Here is a 20,095-nt window from a genome sequence, read left to right as displayed (position 1 = left end):
TGAGGCCACAGGCAAGGGCAGCGCGTCGGTGCCGCCCTTGCCTGTGGCGGGATCAGTCCGCCACGGGTGGTGCGCCGCCCATGAAGTGGTTGTCGTTCTGATAGTCGCAGGGGGCCTCTTGCATCTGTAAATGCAGGCCGGTGCCGGTGTAGGGATGGGCGCGGGCGAGATCCTCGTCCACCTCGATGCCCAGACCCGGGGCGGTGGGCGGCACGATATAGCCGTTTTCGATCTGGATGCTGTTCCTGATCAGGGCGCTGTGGAACGGCGTTTCGATGGTCTCGGCCAGCAGCAGGTTGGGAATCGAGGCGGCGAAATGCACGTTGGCGGCCCATTCCACGGGGCCTGCATAGAGATGCGGCGCCATTTCGGCATTGAAGGCCTCGGCCATGGCGGCGATCTTTTTCGTCTCCCATATCCCGCCGGAGCGGCCCAGAGCGGGCTGCAGGATGCTGGCCCCGCCGGTGCGCAGCAGGGTGGCGAATTCGGATTTGGTGGTGAGGCGTTCACCCGTGGCGATGGGGATGCGCACGGCGCGGGCGACCTGCGCAAATTCGAGCAGGTTGTCGGGGGGGATGGGTTCTTCGTACCAGAGCGGCAGGTAGGGTTCGATGGCTTGGCCCAGACGGATCGCGCCCGAGGTGGTGAACTGGCCGTGGGTGCCAAAGAGCAGGTCGGCGCGGTCGCCCACCGCCTCGCGGATCGCCTTGCAGAAGGCCACCGAGCGCGAGATGTCCGAGAGCGCGGGCTGGTGGCCGCCGTGGATCGTATAGGGGCCGGCGGGGTCGAATTTTACCGCCGTATAGCCGCGCGCCACGAGGTCGAGGGCAGAGTCGGCGGCCTGATCGGGGTTGTTCCAGAAGTCGGTCAGATTGTGCTGTTCCAGCGGGTAGAGATAGGTATAGGCGCGGATGCGCGGGTTCACCATGCCACCCAGAAGCGCCCAGACCGGGCGGTCGCGCGCCTTGCCCAGAATATCCCAGCAGGCGATTTCAAGGCCTGAAAAAGCCCCCATGACGGTGAGGTCCGGGCGCTGGGTGAAGCCCGAGCTGAAGGTACGGCGGAAGAGGAGTTCGATGTTTTCGGGGGTTTCATTCAGGAAGTATCGTTCGAACACGTCTTTGATTACGGCCTGCATGGCGGTCGGGCCGACCGAGGCGGCGTAACATTCGCCCCAGCCGGTGAGGCCGGTGTCTGTGGTGAGCTTGACGAGGATCCAGTAGCGCCCGCCCCAGCCGGGGGCCGGCGGGGCGGTGACGATGATGTCGAGATCTGTGAGTTTCATCGGGGTGGCTCCGTTGGTCTGGTTTCGGATCGCGGGTGCGCTCCGACCGGGTTGGGGGCGCTGCCCCCGTCGCCCGTCCGGGCGACTCCCCCGGGATATTTGGGGACAGGTGAAGGCAGGGTCTAGAGCGCCCCGCCTTTCACCTGAAACACACGCATCGCTTTTCGGGTTTGAGACGCAGCCGACAGGCAGCGAACAAGCGAGTCACGTTTAAGGCGGGACGCTTTAAAAGACGATGACGTTGCGTTTGGCACCGCCGGATTTGGTGTCGGCGATCGCCTCGTTGATCTGATCGAGCCGCCAGCGGCCCGAGACCAGTTCGTCAAGCTTGAGGCGGCCCTGGCGGTAGAGGTCGGCCATCCAAGGGATGTCGCGGCGGATCACCACATCGCCCATCTTGGAGCCCGTCATGCCCTGAGACATATAGGCGAGCATGACCGGTTCATATTCGGCCATGGCGCCGGAATGGGGCATGCCGACCATCACCACCTTGCCGCCCCAGCCGAGATAGCGGGGCGCGTCGTTATAGGCGGGGATGGCACCGACGGTGACTATGACCGCATCGGCGCCCCGGCCCATGAGTTTCATCGCCTCGCGCCAGGGTTTGTCGGCAGTGGCCAGCACGCCGTCGGTGGCGCCGAAGTCGCGGGCGATGGCGAGCTTTTCCGGCGACATGTCGACGGCGATGATGCGGCGTGCACCGGCGATCCTTGCGCCCTGAATGGCGTTGAGGCCGACGCCGCCGGCGCCGATCACCACAACGTCCTGACCCGGGCGCAGCTGGGCGGCGTTCACCACAGCGCCGATGCCGGTGATCACGCCGCAGGCCATGAGCGCGACCGCCTCGGGGGGCATGCCGTCGGGCAGGGGGACGACCTGGCTTTGGTCCACCACCACGTGGCTGGCGAAGGCGCCGCAGTTCATCGCCTGCACGACGCTGGTGCCATCGGGGCGGCTGAGCGGTGAGGGATTGGGGGAGGGGGTTTCGCAGATCGTCGGCTTGCCGGTGGCGCATTGCGGGCAGGTGCCGCAGGCGCGGATCAGCGTGACGACGACGCGGTTGCCGAGTGTGAGACCGCTCACCCCGTCGCCAAGGGCGGTGATGCGGCCTGCCGCCTCGTGACCATAGACGGCAGGCAGGTCGCCGCCCCAGGCGCCTTCGGCGAAGTGGATGTCGGAATGGCAGATGGCGACCGCTTCGAGGGTGACTTCGACCTCGCCCGCCAAGGGCGCGCGCAGGTCGAGGTCTTCTATGGTCAGCGGTGCGCCCTGTGCGGTGCAGACGGCGGCGGTGATGCGGGTCATGGTGCCCCCTCTCGGTTCAGATCATGTGGCGTTGAGTGGCCTTCAACAGTCCTGCCGCAGGTGTTTCCCGAGGCAAACGCTGACTTCGTCTGCTGACTGAAGGCATGGCTCTTCGCAAAAGCAATATGCTTTGGGCAGCCTGCGATGCATGATGGGAGGACACAAGCGGGAATGCGGCCGCCGCCACTGCTGTGCGTGTTTGGAAAGAGAGGAAGACGGAGCGGTCACGGGCGCGCTGGCGCAAGGAAGACCCCGAGCGCGGCGATGATCAGGCCCGTAGCGACAAGAAAAGGCGCGCCAGGCATGTAGATTGCGGCATCCCGCGCGGTGAAGACCGCGAAGACCCAGGTCATCAGCAGGGGGGAGACGATCATCGACACTGCACCGGCAGAAGCCAGAGCGCCCTGCAATTCACCCTGCTGGTTGTCGGGTACCTTTTGGCTGAGGATCGACTGCAGGGCCGGGGTGATCACCGCGCCGAGGGCGGTGAGTGGGGTGAGAATCAGCGCCAGCGGGCCGGAGGTGACAAAGGCGAGTGCGAGGAAGGCGAAGATGTCGAAGGTGAGTCCGTAGATCACCGTGCCGCGTTCGCCCAGTCGTTTCAGGATGCGCCGGATCAGCCAGCCCTGCACCAGGGCCATGGAGATGCCGAACAGAGCGAGCGAAAGGCCGATCATCCCGGCGTCCCAGCCGAACCGCGCGGTGCCAAAATAGGCCCAGATCGCCGGGTAGACGAAAAATGCCACCTGATAGAGGAAGAAAACCACGATGCCGCGTCCGATGCCCGGCAGGCGGTTCAGGGCCTTGAAGGCGCCGAACGGGTTGGCGCGGCGCCATTCGAAGCGGCGGCGGATTCGGTCGGTTACGGTTTCGGTGAGGACGAAGTAGCCGAGGAGGCCGTTTCCGGCGGCGAGCGCTGCTGCAGCATAGAACGGTGCGCGGGTGTCCAATTGTGCCATGAGGCCGCCAAGCGCCGGGCCAATCACGAAGCCAAGTCCGAAGGCTGCGCCGATCAGGCCAAAGTTCTGCGCTTTCTTTCCCGGCTCGGATATGTCGGCCATATAGGCCGAGGCGGTGCTTTTGGTGGCGGCCGTGATGCCACCCACCAGGCGACCGGCAAGAAGCAGCCACAGGCTGCCAGTCAGGGCCATGACGATATAGTCGGCGGCCATCACCGCCAGCGCGCTCAGCAGGATGGGGCGACGGCCAAATCTGTCCGAGAGGTTCCCCATCAGTGGCCCGCACAGGAACTGCATCACCGCAAAGACCGTGGCCAGCACCCCGCCCCAAAGTGCTGCATTGGAAAGGGTACCGCCGGTCACGTCGCGGATGAGGTCGGGCATGACCGGGATGATCAGGCCGATGCCGATGGCGTCGATCATCACGGTGAGCAGCAGAAAGATCACTGGCAGTCGCATCTTCGCGTGATCGCTTTGTGCGCTATTGGTCATTGCCGCAAGGTCACAGCGCGTGCACAGCGGTGGCGAAGTCGCGCGCCTCTTGCGGGGCCTGGCCCATCTGTGTGGCATATTCGAATACACTCACCGGCAGGTCGGGCCAGCGGGCCTCTGCCGCGTCACGCAGATGCGTGCGATTGGCAATGACTTCCTCGCAGAGTTGCTTGACTGCGGCCTGGGCCTCGGGGCGCGACATGCGGGCGGTCAGGGCAAAGGAAAGCGCCTCTGCGGCGAGCAGGCCCTGGGCGTTGTCGAGCGTGGCGCGCATCGCCCCTGCATCGGGGGTCACAGTTTTGGACAGACGCTGAGTATGGGTCAGTGCCGAGGCAAGGCAGAGGCAGAGCGACGGAAGGGTGAGCCATTCGGTGAACCAGGCGGCGCCGTCCCGCTGCTGGCGGTGCAGTCCTGCGCCCTGCAGGGTTGCGTTCAGGCCGATGGCATGATGCGACAGGGCAACAAGGACCGAAGGCGCCACCGGGTTCTGTTTCTGCGGCATGGTCGAAGATCCGCCCACCCCGCCCAGCCGCACTTCTCCCAGTCCGGACTGGGTCAGCAACAGCAGATCTTCGCCCATCTTTCCCAGCGCAGTTGTGGTGCGTGTGATCCATGCGGCAAGGCGCAGGATCACGCTGCGGTCGCTGTGCCAGCTGCGCCCGGGATCAGAAAGGCCGAGGGCCTGCGCCAGCGCGGCCCGCAGGGCAGGGACATCCGGCCCCAGTTCGCTTGCAGTTCCCGACGCCCCAGAGAGCGAGACTGGCAGGCCATCTGCGCGGATCTGGCGGAGCTCTTGCCGCAAGGTCAAAAGCGGCCAGCCCCAGGCGGCGACAGTTGCGCCAAAGCTGGTGGGTGTGGCGTGTTGGCCATAGGTGCGGGCCGCCATCGGGGTGGCGGCATGACCCTGTGCCAGAGTGGCAAGGCACTTGAGCGTTGCTTCAAGCCCGCTGTCGTACAGCGCCAGCACTTGCCGCAGCCGCAGCATCAGGCCCGTGTCGAGAATATCCTGAGAGGTCGCGCCCCAATGCAGATATTGCGCATGTTCCGGTGCCTGCATCAGCCCGCGGAAGGCGGCAACAAGGGCGGGGACAGAGACACCGTTCTGGCCAGTCGCCTGGGCCAGACCGGAAGGGTCGAGTTGAATTTCCAGCGTGGCCCGGTGGATCGCCTTGGCGCTGAGCTCGGGGATCAGACCGGCCGCGCCCTGCACCTTGGCCAGCGCGCCTTCGACCAGCAGCATGGCACGGATCTCGGCACTGTCCGAAAACAGGCGGGCGGCTTCCCCGGTATCAAAGAGTTTGCTCAGATGGGCGCTGTCGAAAGGCGAGGCGGGCATGAAGAGTCCTTGGGTCTTTGTGTGATTGTGCTCATTATAGGAGCAGCGCCGTTCGAGTGATAGTGGCCAAGCCTATAGGGTTTCGCGAACTGAACGGTGCTGCGCCGTCCGGCATCTGAGAGGTTCAGTCGCGGGCGGACTCTTTTGTGCGGCGTCCTCCCCTTTCAATTACGCAAAAGCGAGATTGTCGCCAGACAGGAAGCTGTACTTCTGGCCGCTCAGCCTTTGGCGATCTGATCCAGATGTTGCGCCAGCTCTGCCGGGGCTGCAAAGAACGGCGAATGAGAGGTGTTCATCCGCACCACGTCTTCGGGCGCGAAGTACCCGGCCATTGTCTGCTGGAATTCCGACGGAATCGCGCTGTCCTGCTCACACAGGATATAGCTGCGGGGGACGGATTTATAAGCCGCGCCCAGAGTGACTTTGGTGGCTTGCGGCAAGGTCGGTTCGGCACAGAGGTTTGCGAGGGCATATTCGACGGCGGCGTCGGGGCAGTCGTGATAGAAAACCTCGCGCGCATGCTCTGGCAGAATGGCGAACGTTGACCCGTCTTCGGATTTTCGGATCGCTTTCATGATCGGCTGACGCGGCGCGCGCAGGCGCATTTCGACCAGGGTGTGATCGTCCCAGGGCACATAGGCGCAGAGATAGATCAGGCGCTGGATGTGGTGGGAGTCGATATCTGCGGCCCGGCTGATCGGGAAGCCCCCCATCGAATGGCCGACGACGATTGTGGGCGCGTCCAGAGCCCCAAGGATTGCCCGTGCATAGCGATCAAGCGTGGCCTCGGCCGCCGGGGTTTGGTCCTGCCCATGGGCAGGCAAGTCGATGGCCTGCGCCGTGTGGCCGAGGGCGTGCAGTTCCGGCAGCAGATCGCGCCAGCACCAGGCACCGTGGCAGGATCCGTGGATCATCAGGAAATGGGACATGGGCAGCTCCGGTCCGGGGTCAGAGAGTTGCGTGGCCCTGACGGGTGATGAAATCGGTCAGGATCCGGGCATAGGCCTCGGGCTGCTCGACACAGGGCAGATGGCCTGCGCCGCGGATGAGGGCAAATTCGGCGCCCGGGATCAGATCGAGGGTTTCGCGCACCAGATCGGGCGGGGTCGATCCATCCTCGGAGCCCGCGATGCCAAGGGTCGGCAGGCGCAGGGCGGCGGTGGTCGTCATGAAATCGGTGCCCGAGATCGCGGCGGAGCAGCCGATATAACCCTCGACCGGCTGGCGGATCAGCATGTTGCGCCAGCCGTTGAAGGCGTCGGACGCACGGAAGGCAGCCGAAAACCAGCGCTGCAGGGTCGCCTCGGACAGGGCCTCGATGCCGCCCGCCCGCACGGCGTCAATCCGGTCCTGCCACATGTCGCGGTTGCCGATCCGGGCGCCTGTGTTCGACAGCACAAGGGCGCGGATCAGATCAAGCCGCTTGGCCGCCAGCCCCTGGGCAATCATGCCGCCGATGGACAGGCCGACAAAGACGGCGTCCCGCACCCCGAGATGGTCCATCAGCTTTTCAACATCCGAGACCAGCGCGCCCATGCCATAGGGCGCGGGCGGGCAGTCGGACAGGCCATGGCCGCGCATGTCGTAGCGGATGAATTTCAACCCCTTGGGAAGCAGAGGTATGATCTGATCCCAGAGCCGCAGGTCTGTGCCAAGCGAATTGGAAAAGACCACCGGGGCACCGTCCGGGTCGCCGTCGATCCGGTGGTGCAGGCGGATGTCGTCGAGATTGGCGATGTGCATGAGCGGGCGCTCCTGTCGGCTGTGGGTGCGAATTTTGGCCGGGTTTGGTGTGGGCGGTGCAAAACTTTTCAGAAAAGTTTTGCCAAGAGTTTTGTAAAAACTCTTGGCGGTGGTGGGGGACGGTCAGGCCGGGAAACGTTGCAAGGCCTGGGCAAAGATGTCGCCGTCGACATTGCCCCCCGAGACGATGGCGATGACGGCCTCGCCCTTGATCTGATCGGCGAGGAACAGCGCGGCGGCAAGGGCTACGGCGCCGCCGGGTTCGGCGACGATCTTGAGCCGGGCAAAGGCGAGGGACATGGCGTGCAGTGCCTCGTCTTCGCTGACCACCAGACCGGGGCCGCAGAGCCGCTGCAGAATCGGAAAGGTGATGTTGCCGGGCTGGGGCGTGATGATCGCATCGCAGAGGCTGCCCGAGGTGCGGGCGTTGCGCTCGATCTGCCCCGAGGCAAGGGAGCGCGCCACGTCGTCAAATCCTTCGGGCTCGGCGGGGCGCACGCGCAGGGTGGGGGCGCGGGCCTCGAGCGCGAGGGCAATGCCGGAGGTCAGCCCGCCGCCGCCGCAACAGACGAGCACATCGGCATTTTTGATGCCGAGGGCGGCGGCGTCTTCGGCGATTTCGAGGCCGGTTGTGCCTTGCCCGGCGATGACCTGCGGTTCGTCAAAGGGTTTGATCAGGGTCAGGCCGCGTTCCGCCGAGAGCCGTGCGCCGATGGCATCGCGATCCTCGCCCGCGCGGTCATAAAGCACCACTTCGGCGCCGAGGGCGCGGGTGTTGTCGATCTTCATGCGGGGTGCGTCCGACGGCATGATGATCACCGCCGGAACCCCATGTTCCCGCGCGGCGAGGGCCACGCCCTGGGCATGGTTGCCCGAGGAGAAGGCGATGACGCCTTTGGCCCGGACCTCAGGCGCGAGGGCGGAGACGGCCGACCAGCCGCCCCGGAACTTGAAGCTGCCGGTGTGCTGCAGGCATTCGGGTTTCACGAAGACCTTGCGGCCTGCAATCTCGTCCAGAAACGGAGAGGAGAGCAGGGGCGTGCGGCGGACGTGGCCCTGAAGGCGCTGGGCGGCGGCGTTGATCATGTCGATGTTCATGGCGGTGCTCTTGGGGAGGGTGGATTTTGCGTATTTGTGAAGAGAAGAAGCGAAGGAGGCCGGTTTCAGGGCAGCCGTTTGAGCCAGTCCGTGAGGGCCTTGAGCGCCTGTGGTTCATCGAGAAACGGGATGTGGCCACGGTCTGCGACTTCGGCGGCGATCATGTCGGGGCGGCGGCGCTGCATCTCGGCAAATGTCTCGGGTGTGAGCAGATTGGAATTCGCGCCGCGCAGGGTGCAGAGCGGCAGGCCGTCAAGGGCATCGAACACCGGCCAGAGGTCCGGCGCGGGCTGGGCGCCGGAGTTCAGCACGGCGTCGCGCAGGCGGGAATCGTAGCGGATGACCAGCCCCTCGGGGGTTTCGCGGTAGAGCCTTTCGGCCTCTTCCCGCCAGCGGGTCAGCGGCACGTTGTCAAAGCCGTCATGAGTGTTTGCGCGGGCCTGCGCCGCCTCGTCCCAGGTTTTCCAAGGCGGATTGCGGCCAAGGTAGGTCTTGATGAAATCGAGGCCTTTGGTCGCGATCTCGGGGCCGATGTCGTTGAGGGCGGCGCCCAACAGGCGGTCATTGGCGGTGGCGGCCAGCATCATGGCGATCAGCCCGCCGCGCGAGGTGCCAAGGATCGCGGCCTTTTCGATGCCAAGATGGTCGAGCAGTTCGAGCGTATCGCGCGCCTCGACGGGGATGGTGTAGGTGTCGGGGTCCGCCCATTCGGACAGGCCGCGCCCACGGTAGTCGAGCCGGATCAGGCGCACGCCGGTGAGATGCGGGGCAACGTGATCAAAATCATGCAGATCCCGCGTCAGGCCGGCAAGGCAGAGCAGGGGGAGGCCCGTGCCCTCGTCTGCGTAATGCAGGGTGACGTGGTCGGATGTGGTGAACGTGGGCATCAGTTTGCAAGATCCGGTATTGTGACAAGGTCCTTGAGGATGTGCGCCGGGCGATGTGGCAGCCTGTCGACCGGGTCACCCGACCGGTTGACCCAGGCGGTGGTGAAGCCATAGCGCGCAGCACCGGACACATCCCAGCCGTTGGAAGAGATGAAAAGCACCTCTTCACGTGAACAGCCGAAGCGCTGGCCGACGAGGTCGTAGACCCGGGCGGCAGGTTTGAAGATCTGCACGGTTTCGGCAGACAGCACGGCATCGAGCCAGAGTTCGATCCCGGCGCTGTCTACGGCGCCGTCTAGCATGTCAGGATTGCCGTTGGACAGGATGGCGCAGGTCTTGCCCCGGGCCTTGAGCGTGGCGAGCATCTGAGCAACCTCGGGATAGGCGGCGAGTTCCCAGTAGAGCGCGAGCAGGCGTTCGCGCAGTTCCGGGTCACCGTCGAGGCCGTGGCGTTCCAGCGCCCAGTCGAGCCCGTCCTGCGTCACTGTCCAGAACGGGCCGTGCTCGCCCGTGATCGCGCGCAGCCATGTGTATTGCAGCTGCTTGAGGCGCCAGTCCTCGGAAAGGGCCTTCCAGCATCCGGCCAGCGCGTCGCGGCCCGGCTCGCCCGCGGCCAACCGGGCGGCGGAGGCGACATCGAACAGCGTGCCATAGGCGTCGAAGATGCAGGTGGTGATGGCCATCGGGTCTCCTTGGCGTCGCGTCAGCGGCAGATTGTCATGCCGGGGCATCCGGGGAAAGGGCGAAATAGGTCCCGGTTTGCTGGGCCGGGCCGGTGGTTCTGGGTGTCGGTAAGGTGGAAAAAAGGGGCTGAAACTGTCTGATATCGCGCTTTTACAGGTGTTTTGGCGGGCTTCTGTTTGCAATTTCCGCGGGCGACCCCTAAGTTGGGGGATGAGCATGAGCACCCGCGCTGGACGCGGCCTCGCAAAGTAACCTTTCCAGACATGACAGGATTTTCAGATGACAGAAGTCAAAGCAGGCGACACTGTACGCATTCATTACACCGGCACACTGAACGACGGCACCACATTCGACAGCTCGGCGGGCCGTGATCCGCTGGAATTTACCGTAGGGTCCGGGCAGATCATTCCCGGTCTCGACAAGGCGATGCCCGGCATGAGCATCGGTGAGAAGAAGACCGTCGCGATCGTGGCGGACGAGGCCTATGGCCAGCTCAACCCCGAGGCGCGTCAGGCTGTGCCGCGCACCGAAATCCCGGCAGACATCCCGCTGGATCTGGGCACGCAGCTGCAGGTGCAGACACCCACGGGCGAAGTGATGCCGGTGACGGTTGTGGACGTGACCGAGGCCGAAGTGACGCTGGATGCGAACCACCCGCTGGCGGGCAAGGATCTGACCTTTGCCATCGAGCTGGTCGAAATCGCCTGATCTGTCGGGCTTGATCTGATGGAGTGGCCTTTGGCCACGCCGGTTTGATTAAAAAATGCCGGGCCCTGCGGGGTCCGGCATTTTTGTTTGGCGCTGCGGTCAGGCTGGCGGATGAATTGGATTTAACGCAACACGCTTTAGCTGCGGATGCCGGAGAAGCGGCTTTGCCAGTCTGCGCGTTCGTCATCGGTGATCTTGCGGAACGTGACCTCGGGGACGGTGAAGGCATGGCCTTCGGGCAGGGCCGTGAGTTCCGTGGCGATGTCAGCGGGCCATTGCGCGTCAGAGGCGTTGAGATCCGCGAGCAGCTGCGCGGCGGCATCGGGGATAAAGGGCGAGGAGACCACACCGTAGAGCCGGATCAGGTTCAGGCCGAGACGCGTTTGCATGGCCGCCTGCTCCGGATCAGTCTTGATCGTGGTCCAGGGCGCGACCTCTTGCAGGTATTCATTTCCAAGCACCCAGAGGGCGCGCAGGGCGGCGGCGGCCTTGCGGACCTCGATCCCGTCCATCTGGGTCTGGTAGTCGGCGAGGCGCGTGGTGATATCTGCGATCAGCTGTTCTTCGCGCGGGCCCATGGTGCCGCCTGCGGGCACGGCCTCGGAGAATTTCGAACGGCAGAATTTGGTCACGCGGCTGGCGAAGTTGCCCAGCACATCGGCAAGGTCCTTGTTCACCGCGGTCTGGAAATTTTCCCAGGTGAATTCGGCATCCGAGCTTTCGGGCGCATGGCTGAGCAGCCACCAGCGCCAGTAATCCGACGGCAGGATTTCCAGCGCCTGATCCATGAAGACGCCGCGCCCGCGCGAGGTGGAGAACTGGCCGCCTTCATAGTTCAGGTAGTTGAACGATTTGATGTAATCGACCAGCTTCCAAGGCTCACCCGAGCCGAGGATTGTGACCGGGAAGGACAGGGTGTGGAAGGGCACGTTGTCCTTGCCCATGAACTGGGTGTAGCGGACATCCTCGGCGCCCTTGTCGGTGCGCCACCAGCGTTCCCAGTCTGTCCCTTTTCCGGCCTCTTGCCATTCCTGCGCGCAGGCAATGTATTCGATGGGGGCGTCGAACCAGACGTAAAAGACTTTGCCCTCCATGCCCGGCCAATCCTCGGTGCCGCGTTTCACCGCCACACCCCAGTCGAGGTCCCGGGTGATGCCACGGTCCTGCAAGCCGTCACCATCGGTCAGCCATTTCTTGGCGATGGAGGTGGTGAGGATGGGCCAGTCGGTCTTGGAATCAATCCAGGCCTCGATCTGGACCTTCATTTCGGACTGGCGCAAGTAGAGATGCTTGGTCTCGCGCATCTGCAGGTCTGTGGCGCCCGAGATCGTGCTGTGCGGATTGATAAGATCGACCGGGTCGAGCTGTTTGGTGCAATTGTCGCACTGATCGCCGCGCGCCGAGTCGAAGCCGCAGTTGGGGCAGGTGCCTTCGATATACCGGTCGGGCAGGTAGCGCCCGTCGGTGGGCGAATACATCTGGGTTTCGGACACTTCGCGGATCAGGCCATTGTCATAGAGCACGCCGGCGAAATGCTGGGTCAGCACGTGGTTCTGGGGCGAGGAGGAGCGGCCGAAGTGATCAAAGCTGAGGCGGAAGCCCTTGGCGATTTCGGCCTGCACATCGTGCATTTCGGCGCAATATTCGGCGACCGGCTTGCCTGCCTTGGCGGCGGCGAGTTCGGCGGGGGTGCCGTGTTCGTCCGTTGCGCAGAGGAACAGGACCTCATCGCCGCGCGCGCGTTTGTAGCGGGCATAGAGGTCGGCGGGCAGCTGCGAGCCGACGAGGTTTCCGAGGTGCTTGATCCCGTTGATATAGGGGATCGCGGAGGTGATGAGGTGGCGTGCCATGCTTTGCTTCCGCTGATGTCAGGATTTGGTGTGCCTTAACGGATGTTGCGCGGCGTGGCCAGTGGCGGGAACGAGGGGGCTGTCTGCCCCCTCGCGCTCCCCCGAGGATATTTAGGGACAGGTGAAGGGGGGTGTCAGCGCCGGTCGCGGGCGCGGGCCATGAGGCGGCCGATGAGGAAGCTGGTGCGCGGGGCGTAGACGTAGGGCGTGCGCGGGCGGGCCGAGGGGCGGGCGCGCATGCGAAACAGTCCGAAGACGACAAGGACGGCGTGGCCGAGGGCGATCAGGATGAAGAGGGCCGGGGGGCCATAGGCGTTCATCAGCAGGGAGGCCACGTAGGGCGCGGCGATGGCGCCGACGGCGTACCAGAACATCAGCGCGGCGGAGAGTTCGACCCGTTCAGAGCTGTCGGCAAAGTCATGGGCATGGGCCGAGGCGACCGAGAAGATCGGAAAGGTGGTGAGGCCGAAGATCGTCGCCGTGAGCATGATGCCGATGGTGGGCAGGTTGCTGAGCGAGGCGGTGAGCGCGCAGCTGAGAATCGCCGCGACCGAGAGCCAGATCAGCACCAGACGGCGGTCGAATTTGTCCGCGAGCCAGCCCACGGGGTATTGGGACAGCGCCCCGCCAAGGACAAAGGCCGCGAGGAACCAGGCGATCTGGTCGACTTCAAGCCCGACGCCCTGACCGTAGATCGGCCCCACCATGCGGAAGCTGGCCGAGGAGAGGGCCGCCACGATCACCCCGGCGGCGGCCAGAGGCGAGCGGTCCAAAGCCAGGCGGGGGCGCAGGCGCGGGGCGGCGGGGGTGTCGGGTTGTTTCGAGGTGGTCAGCGTCAGCGGCAGCAGGGCGGCACAGCACAGCAGCGCCAGCAGGTTGTAGCTGACGTAATGCGCGGGATCGAGCACGCCGATCAGCAGCTGCGCCACCAGCGACGCGCCCATATCCGCCACGCGGTAGGACCCCATGGCGCGGCCCCGGGTTTCATTGGTCACCTCGGCCTGCATCCAGGCCTCGATCACCGTGTAGCAGCCGGCGATGCAGAGGCCCGAGGCGATGCGCATCAGCGCCCAGGCATAGGGGTTCAGGATCAGCATATGCCCGATCAGCCCGATGGCGCCAACGGCGGTGAAGGCGGCGAAGGCGCGTGAATGGCCGATCGAGCCCATCAGGCGCGGCGCGAACCAGCAGCCGATGAAGAAGCCGAGGAAATGCGCCGAGCCGAGCATGCCGATTTCAGCGGTCGAGAAGTGCAGGGCAAAGCCGGACAGCGCGTCCAGAGGGCCAAGCGCGCCCGAGGACAATTGCAGAAGGATGACCGACAAAAAGAGGGCCACAAAGGAAAGGGGCAGGCGCATGAGGACCTTAGGTCATGGCGTGGCGGCTCTGTCGAGACGGGTTGCGACCTTTCGTGTCGTTTTAGGGCGTGGGGTGTGTCCTCCGGGCCCTGCCTTCAGCGGGCAGGTGGGGCAGGCGTGCCTGTCCATCTCGCGCTTTAGAGCATCCCGCCTTTCACCTGAAACACACTCGTCGCTTTTCGCTTTGGAGGCGCAGCCGACAGGCAGCGAACACGCGAGTCACGTTTAAGGCGGGACGCTTTAGGCGTCGGTCGCGGGGCGTTTCGTGGCCATCAGGCGGGGCATGCTGACCTCGATCCAGTCGGCAAGGTCCGCCACCTTGACCGAAACTTCCTGCCCCAACGGGGTCAGGGAATATTCCACATGCGGCGGTACCACCGGATGCGAGACCCGGTTGACGAAGCCGTCTGCCTCAAGCGCCTGCAGCGACTGGGCCAGCATGCGTTCGCTTATTCCGCCGATCTTGCGGCGCAGGTCGGAAAACCGCAGCGTGCCGTCCTGCAGCACGATCAGGATAAGCACGCCCCAGCGGCTGGTCACATGCCTCAGGATCTCGCGCGAGGGGCATTTGGCTGACAGCACCTCGCCCCGGCGCAGCAGGTCAGAGACGGGTTCGGCGGAGTGATAGGGCATTGGTGGGACTTTCCCAAAACTAACATTTATGTGCGTACTTACTTTTCGTTTGTACCATGTTTATCTGGGTGGTGTCACTGGAATTCACAAGGAGAGACCAAAATGATTGCTGTTACAGGTGCCACAGGCCAGCTGGGCCGTCATGTCATCACGGCTTTGCTGGAGCGCACGAAGGCCGAAACCATCGTCGCCGCTGTGCGTCGCCCCGAGGCTGCCAAAGATCTGGCGGCACTGGGCGTTGCCGTGCGCGAGGCCGATTATGATCGCCCCGAAACGCTTGCGGCTGCTTTTGCCGGGGTTGAGACCGTGTTGCTGATCTCCTCGTCCGAAGTCGGCAAGCGCGTGCCGCAGCATCAGGCAGTGATCGACGCGGCCAAGGCGGCGGGTGTCACACGGATCGTCTATACCAGCCTCCTTGGCGCGCCGCAGTCGGTTCTGATGCTGGGGGAAGAACACCGCGCGACCGAGGCGGCGCTGGCGGCATCGGGGCTAGAGGTCGTGCTGCTGCGCAACGGCTGGTATCTTGAGAATTACGAATCCGCCGTGGGCATGGCGCTGGAGCATGGCGCCGTTCTGGGCGCGGCGCAGGAGGGTCGGGTGTCGGCCGCGAGCCGCAAGGATTACGCCGAGGCCGCAGCGGTTGTGCTGACCCGCGACGATATCGCGCCGGGCACGGTTTATGAGCTGGCCGGGGACGTTGGGTTCACCATGTCCGGACTGGCCGCCGAAATTGCCGCGCAATCGGGCAAAGAGGTCGCCTATGTGGACATGCCGCAAGAGGTCTATGCCGCGAAGCTCAAGGAATTCGGCCTGCCGGAGGGGCTGGCCGAGATGCTGGCCGATTCCGATGCCGGGCTGGCCAAGGGCGGGCTGTATGGCGACAGCGGCGATCTGGCCAAGCTGATCGGGCGGCCCACCACGCCGCTGGCGGATTTCGTCGCGGCGACGCTGAAGGCCTGAGGCCAGGGGGTCTTAACAAGTGTGCAGGGTGCCCTTGGGCACCCTGTTTTGCGATGGAATGCGCCGCTTCAGGTCAGATCAAAGCATTTGCAGATCTTGCCCGGCGGTGTGCGATAGGTGCGAAAGCCCATCGCCTCGTAATAGCCAAGCCCTTCGGCATTACTCTCGCCGATGCTGGCGTCGATCTTGTCGAGACCTGCGTCCTGCGCGGCCTGCCGGTTGGCGGCGAACAGGGCGCGGCCTACACCGCGCCGTGCGGCCTCGGGGCTGACATGGGTGCCGATGATTCCCCAGCCGGGGGTGACACCGTAGATGTTGTCCTCGGTCGCGCGGGACAGGCTCTGAAGCCCAAGGATCGTGCCATCCGCATCCTCGGCCACGGCACATTTCACCTTGGTCGGGCCGTTGATGTAACTGCTCAGAACAAAATCCTCATCGCTGCGGTTGGTGCGTTTGCCCAGAGCGGTCAGCTCTTGCAAAAAGGCGCTGATCTGTGCCGCGTCCGTGGCGATTGCATCTCTGATTTTCATCTTCACCTCTATTCGTTTTGCTTGCAGAACGCTTGACCGGACCCCGACCGTGGCATTTCGCATCGTTTTAAGACCATTGGGGCAGGAGCGCACCGTTGTTTTTGGGGCAGGCATGCCAGTTTGGATTGGTTGCGCGGAAGCAAAACTGGAGAGATCCTGCAACAACACGGCTTTGTCCTGCCCGCAGAGTAGGTTACAGCCAAGAGCATGGACTTTCTGGGCCCCGAGGAATGGCAGGCGGTAGCGCTGTCGCTGAAGGTTGCGTTCTGGGCGACGCTGGCCTCTTTGCCGTTTGGCCTTGGTCTGGCGTTGCTTCTGGCGCGAGGACGATTCCCGGGGCGGCAGGTGCTGAACGGTCTGGTGCATCTGCCGTTGATCCTGCCGCCTGTGGTCACCGGTTATCTGTTGCTGCTGACCTTCGGGCGGCGCGGGCCGGTGGGGGGACTTCTGGAGGAGTGGTTCGGCATCGTGCTGGCGTTTCGTTGGACGGGGGCAGCGCTGGCGGCAGCGATCATGGCCTTGCCGCTGATGGTACGTGCCATGCGCCTTGCGATTGAGGCGGTGGACCCAAAGCTGGAACAGGCGGCAGCCACGCTTGGCGCGTCACGCTGGAAGGTCTTTGCCACCGTGACGTTACCGCTGATCGCGCCGGGGATAATTGCGGGGGCGGTACTGGCCTTTGCCAAGGCGATGGGGGAATTTGGCGCGACCATCACCTTTGTGTCGAGTATTCCTGGACAGACGCGCACTGTTCCCTCGGCCATCTATGCCTTTCTGCAGGTACCGGGGGGAGAGGAGGCGGCTATGCGGCTGGTCGTGGTTTCGGTCACGCTCGCCATGGGGGCGCTGCTGCTGTCGGAATGGTTCGCGCGGCGCGTCGCACGCAGGATTTCCGGACGATGAGCCTGTCTGTCGATATCCGCCATTCCTTGGGCGCTTTCCGTCTGGACGTTCAATTTGACGCCCCCGACGGTGTGACCGTGCTGTTCGGCCGATCCGGGTCGGGCAAGACATCTGTGGTGAATGCCGTGGCGGGATTGCTGACGCCGTCCCAAGGGCGGATCGTGGTCGCAGATCAGGTGCTCTTTGACAGTCGGCAGGGGAATTATGTGCCAGTTCACAAACGGCGGATGGGCTATGTGTTCCAAGAGGGGCGATTGTTTCCGCATCTCACCGTACGACAGAACCTGCTGTATGCAAGGCGTGTTGGCGGCAACCGGTCTGAGGAGGGGCTGAAGCGGGTGGTTGATCTGCTGGGCGTCGGTGCCTTGCTGGATCGTCAGCCCGGCGCGCTGTCGGGCGGAGAGGCGCAAAGGGTGGCCATCGGGCGCGCACTGCTGGCCGATCCAGTGATGCTGCTGATGGATGAACCGCTTGCCGCGCTGGACGGCGCACGCAAGGCCGAGATCCTCCCCTATCTCGAACGCCTGCGCACCGAAGCCGGTGTGCCGATCCTGTATGTCAGCCACAATGTGTCAGAGGTCGCCCGGCTGGCCACCCATGTGGTCGTGATGGAGGAGGGGCGCGTGCTGCAGGCGGGACCCGCGGGTGCGCTGCTTGCCGATCCGGGCATGGTGCGGGTGATGGGGGTGCGCGATGCGGGCGCGGTTCTGCAAGCGCGGGTGCTGCGCCATTCCGATGACGGGGTGACAGAGCTGCAGTTTTCCGGCGGCGTTTTGTGCCTGCCCGAGGTCGAGGCAGCTATCGGATCAGAGTTGCGGGTGCGCATTCTGGCGCAGGATGTGATGCTGGCGATCACTCGGCCCACCGGCATTTCGGCGCTGAACATTCTGCCGGTCGAGGTTCTGAGCCTGCGGCGCGGCGACGGGCCGGGGGTGATCGTGCAGTTGCGCGCGGGCAATGACACGCTGCTGGCGCGGATCACCCGGCGCTCTGCCGATGCGCTTGGCCTGCAAACAGGCAGCGCCTGTTTTGCAGTGCTGAAATCGGTGGCGGTGGCGCAGACGGATATCGGTCTGGGCTTGCAGAGCTGACCTGCGTGGCTATTTTACGCCGCAACGCAGAACGAAAGGTTCCCGATATGAAGATGAATCCGCTGGGCCGTACCGGCCTGATGGTGTCCGAGCTGTGCCTTGGCACGATGACCTTTGGCAACCAGACCAATGAAACCGTCGCCCACAGCCAGATCGCCATGGCCTATGACGCCGGTATCAATTTCATGGACACGGCCGAGATGTATCCGGTCAACCCGGTCAAGGCCGAAACGGTGGGCCTGTCCGAACAGATCATCGGCAACTGGTTTGCGGCTACCGGGCGGCGCAATGACTGGATCCTTGCGACCAAGCATTCCGGCGCGGATCAGGGGTTCGTGCGCGACGGTGCGCCGATTTCGTCCGACACCATCCCCGGCTGTATCGAGGCATCGCTGAAGCGGCTCAAGACCGATGTCATCGACCTTTATCAGTTTCACTGGCCCAATCGCGGCTCCTATATGTTCCGCAAGAACTGGAGCTTTGACCCTTCAGGGCAGGACAAGGTGTCGACCCTGCAGCACATGCACGACGCGCTGGGCGCGCTGAAGGACGAGGTCCAGCGTGGCACGATCCGGCATTTCGGCCTGTCCAACGAAAGCGCCTGGGGCACGGCGATGTGGCTGAAAGTGGCCGAAGAGACGGGCACGCCGCGCGTTGCCGCGCTTCAGAACGAATATTCGCTGATGTGCCGTCTGGCCGATACCGATCTGGCCGAGCTGATGGTGAATGAGGATGTGAGCCTGCTGCCGTATTCGCCTTTGGCTGCGGGTCTTCTGACCGGCAAGTATCAGAACGGCGCGCTGCCCGAAGGGTCGCGCATGGCGATCAACGGCGATCTGGGCGGGCGCAAATCCGACCGGGCGTTTCTGGCGGTCGATGCCTATCTGGCCGTGGCGCAGGAGTTCGCCATGGACCCGGTGCATATGGCGCTGGCCTGGTCGGCGCGTCGCCCCTTTGTCGCCTCGTCGATCTTTGGCGCGACCACGGTCGAACAGCTGGAGCGGTTGCTGGGCGCCAAGGATGTCACTCTGTCACCCGAACTGCTGGTGCGTCTTGATGAGGTGCACAAAGAGCATCCGATGCCGTACTGATTTGCACTGTCGGAACGAGGGGGCTGTCTGCCCCCTCGCGCTCCCCCGAGGATATTTGGGGGCAGATGAAGGGGCCAGAAAAGATCGGTTTTTGTAGGATGATGTGCAGATGTGACGCGGACACTTGTTTGCAGAATTCGGGTTGTAAAAACCTACCATATCCCCTCTGGCCAAACCGTGACTGGCGGGCAATAGAGGCGCATGGACCTCTGGATCGCTGTAACCCTCTCTGCCTCCGTCTTTCAGACCTTGCGCTTCTTGCTGCACAAGGTGCTGAACATGGGCGGTCTCAGCACGACAGGTTCGACATTTGCGCGCTTTGCCTTCGCGGCGCCGGGTGCGCTGGTCCTTGTCGGTCTGTATCTATGGGCACAGGGCATTTCGCCGCCTGTGCTGGGCGGCGCCTTCTGGGCCTATGCCATGGCGGGCGCCTTGGGGCAGATCCTGGCAACGAACTGCGTTGTCGCGCTGTTTCATCAGCGCAATTTTGCGGTCGGCATCACCTTCAAAAAGACCGAGGTGATCCAGACTGCGCTTGTCGCCGCCTTGATCCTCGGGGAGCGTATCAGCCTTGGCGGCTGGATCGCCATTGCCGTGGGCCTTTTGGGCGTACTGCTGCTGTCGGACGCGGGGCAGATCGGCATGTCGTTCTGGCGGCGAATAGGCAACAGGGCCGTGGCGCTGGGGTTGGCCTCGGGCTTCTTTTTTGCCATTTCGGCCGTGGGCTACCGCGCGGCGTCTCTTCAGATTGATCATGCCGATCCGCTGGTGCGCGCCGGTGTCACGCTGGTCTGCGTGACCATGGCTCAGACCATTTTTATGGCGCTTTGGTTGCGGCTGCGTGAACCTGGCCAGATCAGGGCTGTCTGGGCCGCGCGCCGGATGGCGCTCTGGCTCGGCCTCACCTCAATGGCAGGCAGCCTTTGCTGGTTTACCGCCTACACACTGCAAAAGGCCGCTTATGTGCAGGCGCTTGGCCAGGTCGAGCTGATCTTTTCGCTTTTCGTCTCTGTGCTGTTCTTTCGCGAAACAATCAGCCGCCGCGAACTCCTTGGTATCGCTTTTATCACCCTATCGGTCCTCGCACTGATCGTTGTGATAGAACCCTGATACCCGCCTTCATCGGCCCTTAAATATCCCCGTGGAGTCCCCAGGACGGGGGCGGCGCATCCTGAAACGCGC

The 20,095-nt window shown here is 64.1% G+C and carries 19 protein-coding genes; 6 read left to right on the top strand and 13 right to left on the bottom strand.

The annotated features are described in order from the left end of the window. Positions 1 to 52: 52 nt before the first annotated feature. From P775_RS09690 to P775_RS09650, 9 genes are all read right to left on the bottom strand, one after another. Positions 53 to 1,285 carry a mandelate racemase/muconate lactonizing enzyme family protein gene (locus tag P775_RS09690; protein WP_099910806.1) on the bottom strand — a complete coding sequence of 411 codons (1,233 nt, stop codon included), beginning with the start codon at positions 1,283 to 1,285 and terminating at the stop codon, positions 53 to 55. A gap of 225 nt (positions 1,286 to 1,510) precedes the next feature. Continuing rightward, positions 1,511 to 2,590: a Zn-dependent alcohol dehydrogenase gene (locus P775_RS09685; RefSeq protein WP_099910805.1), complete on the bottom strand. Its 1,080-nt coding sequence runs from the start codon at positions 2,588 to 2,590 to the stop codon at positions 1,511 to 1,513. A 224-nt stretch (positions 2,591 to 2,814) separates the two neighbouring features. Beyond that, positions 2,815 to 4,041, bottom strand: a complete 1,227-nt coding sequence (locus P775_RS09680) for a TCR/Tet family MFS transporter (RefSeq protein WP_143520860.1) — start codon at positions 4,039 to 4,041, stop codon at positions 2,815 to 2,817. Positions 4,042 to 4,051: 10 nt separating this feature from the next. Beyond that, complete coding sequence (locus tag P775_RS09675) at positions 4,052 to 5,377, bottom strand: lyase family protein (protein WP_099910803.1); 1,326 nt, start codon at positions 5,375 to 5,377, stop codon at positions 4,052 to 4,054. Positions 5,378 to 5,595: 218 nt separating this feature from the next. Continuing rightward, a complete protein-coding gene (locus P775_RS09670) occupies positions 5,596 to 6,306 on the bottom strand; it encodes an alpha/beta fold hydrolase (RefSeq protein ID WP_099910802.1) in 711 nt (236 codons plus the stop codon). A gap of 19 nt (positions 6,307 to 6,325) precedes the next feature. Then, positions 6,326 to 7,120, bottom strand: a complete 795-nt coding sequence (gene pcaD / locus P775_RS09665; RefSeq protein WP_099910801.1) for a 3-oxoadipate enol-lactonase — start codon at positions 7,118 to 7,120, stop codon at positions 6,326 to 6,328. Positions 7,121 to 7,243: 123 nt separating this feature from the next. Then, positions 7,244 to 8,218, bottom strand: coding sequence for a threonine ammonia-lyase (locus P775_RS09660; protein WP_099910800.1), 975 nt, complete (start codon positions 8,216 to 8,218; stop codon positions 7,244 to 7,246). A 65-nt stretch (positions 8,219 to 8,283) separates the two neighbouring features. After that, on the bottom strand, positions 8,284 to 9,105 hold the full coding sequence (locus tag P775_RS09655; protein ID WP_099910799.1) for an alpha/beta fold hydrolase: 822 nt from the start codon (positions 9,103 to 9,105) through the stop codon (positions 8,284 to 8,286). After that, entirely contained in the window at positions 9,105 to 9,788 is a 684-nt protein-coding gene (locus P775_RS09650) for a haloacid dehalogenase type II (RefSeq protein ID WP_099910798.1), read from the bottom strand. Before P775_RS09650 ends, P775_RS09655 begins: the two co-directional genes overlap by 1 nt. A 280-nt stretch (positions 9,789 to 10,068) precedes the next feature. Here P775_RS09650 and P775_RS09645 point away from each other — a divergent pair, with 280 nt between their 5' ends. Further along, the gene (locus P775_RS09645; RefSeq protein ID WP_099910797.1) at positions 10,069 to 10,497 is read left to right on the top strand and encodes an FKBP-type peptidyl-prolyl cis-trans isomerase; all 429 of its coding nucleotides are present in this window, start codon (positions 10,069 to 10,071) and stop codon (positions 10,495 to 10,497) included. Between the two features lie 137 nt (positions 10,498 to 10,634). Here the strand turns inward: P775_RS09645 and metG are convergent, their stop codons facing one another. The 3 genes from metG to P775_RS09630 form a co-directional block, all read right to left on the bottom strand. Further along, positions 10,635 to 12,347 (bottom strand): methionine--tRNA ligase, encoded by a 1,713-nt coding sequence (gene metG / locus P775_RS09640; protein ID WP_099910796.1) that lies wholly within the window; start codon positions 12,345 to 12,347, stop codon positions 10,635 to 10,637. A 134-nt stretch (positions 12,348 to 12,481) separates the two neighbouring features. After that, positions 12,482 to 13,705, bottom strand: a complete 1,224-nt coding sequence (locus P775_RS09635; RefSeq protein WP_099910795.1) for an MFS transporter — start codon at positions 13,703 to 13,705, stop codon at positions 12,482 to 12,484. A gap of 240 nt (positions 13,706 to 13,945) precedes the next feature. Beyond that, positions 13,946 to 14,338: a winged helix-turn-helix transcriptional regulator gene (locus P775_RS09630; protein WP_099910794.1), complete on the bottom strand. Its 393-nt coding sequence runs from the start codon at positions 14,336 to 14,338 to the stop codon at positions 13,946 to 13,948. Positions 14,339 to 14,440: 102 nt separating this feature from the next. Between P775_RS09630 and P775_RS09625 the strand changes: the two genes are divergently transcribed. Next, the gene (locus P775_RS09625; RefSeq protein WP_099910793.1) at positions 14,441 to 15,298 is read left to right on the top strand and encodes an SDR family oxidoreductase; all 858 of its coding nucleotides are present in this window, start codon (positions 14,441 to 14,443) and stop codon (positions 15,296 to 15,298) included. 68 nt (positions 15,299 to 15,366) lie between these two features. Here the strand turns inward: P775_RS09625 and P775_RS09620 are convergent, their stop codons facing one another. Next, positions 15,367 to 15,828, bottom strand: coding sequence for a GNAT family N-acetyltransferase (locus P775_RS09620; RefSeq protein WP_099910871.1), 462 nt, complete (start codon positions 15,826 to 15,828; stop codon positions 15,367 to 15,369). A gap of 207 nt (positions 15,829 to 16,035) precedes the next feature. Here P775_RS09620 and modB point away from each other — a divergent pair, with 207 nt between their 5' ends. The 4 genes from modB (at position 16,036) to P775_RS09600 (ending at position 20,023) form a co-directional block, all read left to right on the top strand. Continuing rightward, entirely contained in the window at positions 16,036 to 16,731 is a 696-nt protein-coding gene (gene modB, locus P775_RS09615; RefSeq protein WP_099910792.1) for a molybdate ABC transporter permease subunit, read from the top strand. Then, a complete protein-coding gene (gene modC / locus P775_RS09610) occupies positions 16,728 to 17,822 on the top strand; it encodes a molybdenum ABC transporter ATP-binding protein (protein WP_099910791.1) in 1,095 nt (364 codons plus the stop codon). Before modB ends, modC begins: the two co-directional genes overlap by 4 nt. Positions 17,823 to 17,869: 47 nt before the next feature. Then, positions 17,870 to 18,913 carry an aldo/keto reductase gene (locus P775_RS09605; protein ID WP_099910790.1) on the top strand — a complete coding sequence of 348 codons (1,044 nt, stop codon included), beginning with the start codon at positions 17,870 to 17,872 and terminating at the stop codon, positions 18,911 to 18,913. A 201-nt stretch (positions 18,914 to 19,114) separates the two neighbouring features. Next, positions 19,115 to 20,023, top strand: coding sequence for a DMT family transporter (locus P775_RS09600; protein ID WP_099910789.1), 909 nt, complete (start codon positions 19,115 to 19,117; stop codon positions 20,021 to 20,023). The last annotated feature ends 72 nt before the right edge of the window (positions 20,024 to 20,095 follow it).

The organism is Puniceibacterium antarcticum (assembly GCF_002760615.1).
In the GTDB taxonomy this organism is placed as follows: Bacteria; Pseudomonadota; Alphaproteobacteria; order Rhodobacterales; family Rhodobacteraceae; genus Puniceibacterium; species Puniceibacterium antarcticum.
The sequence above is the reverse complement of the archived record's forward strand: the minus strand, read 5'-3'. Positions and strand labels throughout refer to the sequence as shown.